Source organism: Frankia sp. CcWB2 (assembly GCF_977927585.1).
This window is the reverse complement of record NZ_CDWRCM010000040.1, coordinates 10,522-15,588: the sequence shown is the minus strand read 5'-3', so window position 1 is coordinate 15,588 and position 5,067 is coordinate 10,522. Positions and strand designations below refer to the sequence as shown.

General features: G+C 70.0%; 3 protein-coding genes. 2 read left to right on the top strand and 1 reads right to left on the bottom strand.

From position 1 onward, the window contains the following. On the top strand, positions 1–1,747 hold a 1,747-nt coding region (locus ACY45C_RS06595), incomplete at its 5' end, for a LuxR C-terminal-related transcriptional regulator (RefSeq protein ID WP_462186754.1). Here the strand turns inward: ACY45C_RS06595 and ACY45C_RS06590 are convergent. Beyond that, positions 1,739–2,119: a hypothetical protein gene (locus ACY45C_RS06590; RefSeq protein ID WP_462186753.1), complete on the bottom strand. Its 381-nt coding sequence runs from the start codon at positions 2,117–2,119 to the stop codon at positions 1,739–1,741. The two genes, ACY45C_RS06595 and ACY45C_RS06590, sit on opposite strands and share 9 nt — an antisense overlap. A gap of 775 nt (positions 2,120–2,894) precedes the next feature. Between ACY45C_RS06590 and ACY45C_RS06585 the strand changes: the two genes are divergently transcribed. After that, positions 2,895–3,974 (top strand): helix-turn-helix transcriptional regulator, encoded by a 1,080-nt coding sequence (locus tag ACY45C_RS06585; RefSeq protein WP_462186752.1) that lies wholly within the window; start codon positions 2,895–2,897, stop codon positions 3,972–3,974. The last annotated feature ends 1,093 nt before the right edge of the window (positions 3,975–5,067 follow it).

The following is a 5,067-nucleotide window of genomic DNA, read 5'->3' as shown; positions in this document are numbered from 1 at the left end:
CGCCGAAGGTCCCGGACTGGAGCCGTCCGGTGTTCGACATGATCACGTTGGGGAAAGCGCGGCCCGCCCCGGCTCCGTCGTCGGTGGGGCCCAGCCGGACCGCCCGGCCGGGATCGTCGCGCGATCGACCAGCGGTGGCGGGGGCGTGGGTGGTCCCGACGGGATCGTGGCGGCTGTGGCTTGGTGTGCGCGCGGGCAGGCGGAGCTTTGGCTCGGCCGTCCCGACCTGGCGCTGGAGGCGTTGCGGGAGGCGATGGCGGCGGCCCGGGATGGCGGTCTGCGGACGGTCGAGGCATCGGCGTCCGGGGCGATGGCTCTCGCCTACGTGCTGCGAGGTCGATTGCGGCAGGCCGAGTCCAGCGCGGCAGTGGCGGTCGCCACCGCCGCTGTGATCACTGCCAGCCCGGTCGATCCCACGGCCGTCCCCGCATCCTCGGATGGTCTGACCGACATGCCGGCCGGCCTGGTCGAGGCGCATCTCGCCCATGCGATGGTGGCGGCCGCCCGGGTCGACGACGTGCGCGTCACGCACCATCTCGACCTCGCGCGGATGGCCTTCACCCCGGCGCATCCTCCATACCTGCCCGATCTGATCGTCGTGCTGGAGGCGAGGGCGCGATGCCGGCGTGGGGAGGCGGACGATGTGCGGGCTGCCCGCCGTCTCCTGGCGTCGCGAGGACGGCCAGCCGGACCGCCGCTGTGCCTGTCGCTGTGGCGCGCCGCCGAGACCGACCTGTTGATCGCCGTCGGGAACGCCCAGGCTGCCCGGCAGCTGCTGGGACAGCTGGCCGACACCCGCCGGCCGGACCATGCTCTCGCGCTCGCGGCGGCCCGGGCGAACCTCGCGTGCGCTGATCTAGAGGGAGCGGAGCACGCGGTGGCGGCTCTGCTGCGGGCGGATGGCGGCGGAGGCGGTTCGGTGGTGTCGGCATGTGTGGTGGCAGCGGTGGCGGCCGCGCGGCGTGACGACCACGGGCGTGCCACCGACCTGCTGGCGCGTGCCCTCGCGCTCGCCGAGGACGAGGGACTCGCTGGCCCGTTCCTCGAATTCGGTGGCGAACCATTGGCGATCTTGGATGCCCATCCCGGTCTCTCCGCCGCACATCCGTTCTTCGTGTCGACTCTGCGGGCCCTGGCCACGATGGCGTCCGCCGCCGCGGTGAATCCGCGGACGCCGACCGACGGCGGACCGGTCATGGCCGTCTCCGGGGCGGGGGTGCCGCCCGTGGGGGCGCCGCCTGTGGGGGTGGCCGGCCTGGGGGCGCCGAGCGGGGGGATGCCGAGCGGAGAGGTGGCGGTGCCCGCTCCCGCGTGGCCGGCCACCCCACGTCAACCCGTCATGAGTGGGCGAAAGGCACGTCCGGCCCTTATGACCCCCGCGGCGCGCTCGGCGCCGCCTAACTGTGACCGTCAGGGGGCCAACGTCCCGCGCGGCCCTCGCTCCGGTCCGGCGGGCCACGGCCTTGGGGTGGGAACGAGTCCGATCTCTCTAGGGCAGCCAGGGGCGCGCGAGCGCTCACCCGGTTCCATGGACGGGCGGGGACCCGGGGCGGGTGACCGGCTCAGCGACCGGGAACTCGCGGTCCTCAGCTATCTGCCGACGATGTTGACGACCGCCGAGATCGCCGCCGAGCTCTTCGTCTCCGTGAATACGGTGAAGACGCACCTGAAGAGCATCTACCGCAAGCTCGACGTGCCACGGCGTCGCGATGCTGTACATCGTGCGCGCGAATTGCGTCTATTGTAAATAGTCATACCCGGGACCCGTGTGACCGGGACCCATGTAGCCGGCATCGAGGTGGCCGGCATCCGTCTGGATCGTGTCGGACCCGGGCTGCGGTGGGCCGTACCGGTATGTGCCGAGCGCCGCCGTTCGTTCGAGGTGCCGCCCGATCGGGCCGGGACCAGGCCCGATCGGTGTCCGCCCCGGTCCGCGGGTACGCGCGGTGGCCCGTGCCGGTGCCGGCAGGAAGGCATGGAGCAGGCAGATCATCGATGTCACGATCCCCATGATGATCAGGATCAGGCCCAGAATCTGGAGATCCACTCCGGTGGTGCGCCAGGTGAGCGCGTAGCGCAGGATGGCACCCATCACGACCAGGAAGACCGACCGCCCCAAGGTTATCGCCTTCGTACCTCTACCTCTTTCCTGTTTCCTGCCGTGGCTTTGGTCTCCCGCCGTGGCTTCGACCGGGGGCTTCGGCCGGGGGCTTCGGCCGGTCGATGATCGGCGCATGGCCACATCGCGGACCCCGGCCGCGCTCGATGGTGTCCGCGCTCGATGTGTCGTCGTCGTGGAGCGGCACCATGGGATGGGTGGTCCGTGCAGGGAGCGGGGAACTCCACCCCTCCGGGGCAGGCCGCGGGCCGCTGGCGAAACTGTGCGCTGCCGTTGTGGATACCCTGCGTGACCAATGTTCATGCTGTCGATGTTGGTCGGGATCCGAGGCTCACCCGTGCCGGAGGACGTTTTCCGGCTTCTTTCGCGACCGCGATCGAAGCCGGGGGAGCCAATCTCGTACTTGTGAGGTAGCCCCGACGGGTGGTGCCAGTGGGAGGGAAAAATCACCTCGAGCCACTGCCGGGGGCTGCCGGACGGCGTCATCCCAAACGTTTACGTGCGTTAAGGTCGCGTTTTCCCCGGCTGCGCCGAAGGTACGGGGTGAGTGTGATCAGGGGGCGTGGGTGACCGCTGGCGTAGCGAGGGAGATGGGCCCTACGCTTGCCGAACCTGTCCAACTTCGCCGGAAATCAACCTGGCGGCCTCGTCCCTAGCGGACGAGGCCTGGCGCCGGTTCTGAGTTCTGACCCCCCCGGAGGCACGTGTGACCGACCGAGTTTCCCGCCCGCATGATGTTATCGGTGAGGACGCACTACATCGGCCACGAATTGGCGTGACCGTCGACACATCCGCCGAGGCCGCTGCGGCGGGCCGGGTCGCGAGGCGTGTCTCCGCGAGCTCACCCGCACCGCTGACCCCGCCGCACCGCTCGCCGACCACCCGGCATTCCGCCGCCACCGGCGCCGGTGCGGGGCGACCGCTTCACCATCGCTCCGGCCCACCGGGGAGCGGTGTGCCGATGGGCGGCTCGCCGATGGGCCGCGGCGAGGTGCCGAGCGGCAGCGGCCGTGCGGTCCCGGCTGGCGGCCCGCCCGTCCGGTCCGCTCCGGTGGCGCGTGCCGCGCCGATGCCGCGGGACCTGGCTCTCGGCGCGGCCGAGTTGCGCGGCATCCTGCGCGTGGTGGAGGACTGCGAGCGGGCGTCGTCGCTGGCATCCTTCCGCGAGCGCGCCCTGGACGGCATGGCCCGGCATCTCGGTTACCGGCATTCCGCCTTCTTCCTGGGCTCCTCGCTCGAGACCGCCTTCCAGGACGCCCGGCCCACCGGTCGCGGGCTGGCGCTTCGACTCGCAGGCCCCTACCTGGAGCGTTACCGGGAGCTGGAGGCCCTCAGCAATCCGGACAGCCTGCGTTCGGTCCGCGAGCGAGGGCTCGCTACCCTTGACGATCTCGGCATCCCGGAACGCCCGGAGGTGCGGATGCGCCTGGAGCGGTTTCTGCGGGCACACGGCATCCACGCGAAGCTGCTCATCCGCCTGTTCGGTCCGTCGAACGTGGGCGCCGTGGTGTCCCTGTTGGATTCTCGGCCGGGGGCGTTCGGACCGCGGGACCGCGCCGTCGGGGCGGTTCTCGGTCGGCACCTCGGTAACCTTCTGCGGTTCTACATCCGGGCGGACCCGGGTCCGTCGGTCGCGGGCAAGCTGTCGGCGCGCGAGCGCGACGTCGTCCGTCTCGTCGCCGAAGGCCGTTCCAACCGCCAGGTCGCCGAGGCGTTGTGCATCAGCATCGACACGGTAAAGCACCATCTCACCCATGCGCTCGTGGCGACGGGGTGCACGAACCGGACCCAGCTGGCGATCGCGTGGCAGCGGGAGACGAGCGCGTTCGCGGCCCCCGGCAACCCGCGGCCCTGAAACTGTGACGTCATGAGGTCATGAGGCTGCTGCCGTGGATGTTCGATCCGCGGGATCCGCGGGATCCGCGGCGGTGCCGATGATCTACGACCTCGATCCGAGCCGCGAACCCCGGTGCGCGACCGCGCGGGGCGCGGTCGCCGGCACCTGATCCTCCGATGGCGGCAATCATGATCGACCTCTCCGTCGGGGCCGCCGGCATTTCGGCGCGAAGGGATGAGGCGAGAAGCCGGTCCCGATGATCGAACAGTGGCGGGAACGGACACGCTGCATGTCCGTTCCCGGTGCCGACGGTCGCGTGTCGATGATCCCACTCGAGTAACAAAGCCGGTCCGTGGTAATCGATCTGGCCTCGCCTGACCGGTCCCGACGGTCATGTCCTGCGCGCTCCGCGACGGCTGTCGCTTATTGTAGCTGAAATGTTGCCATTGGCATCCCTATTGAGGTCGTTGCCGGAAAGTTGATCGGATAAGCTTGCGATCGATGGCGCGCTGTGACTAGGTTGGCCGATGTCCCTTCTGGTCCGCATGGGGTCTGAAGGAGTCAGTCCCCGCCCGTCAGCGCCTGACCCGGCCGGCGGCGACCACGATCGATTTTCAGGACGGTGCCCGCCCGTGGTTCCATACCTCCCGGGGCGTCGTCCTCGCATCCGATTTCTCCAGGCCCTGCGCATGCGGGCGTGTGTTGCCGGGAAGTAGCCACATCTGTTCATCGCCGCATTGGGTGATCGATACCGAAGAGAAATCGCTGCGACCGGCGACCGGGATAGCGACCTGCGTGATACTCATTCGTAACCTCCATCGATGGCCGCGGCGATTGATGACGTCGCCCGGTGCACACCCCTGCAGGCTCTGTGTAATCCCGATCCGCGACATCCTCATCGATGTCCGGCGGTGGGCGAGCGGGCGACCGGATGCCGTCCGGACCTGGTCACGGCGACCGCGCCAGTGGTCCGACGGGCCCACGATCAACGCTGTGGTCCGGCACCACGCAATGATCCCAACCGGGCCGGCTAGTATTCCGCGCACGTTGGCAATCCCGTGTCGGCTAACCGGATGCGGCCGCCGTGGGACCGGGGGACACCAGTTCCGCG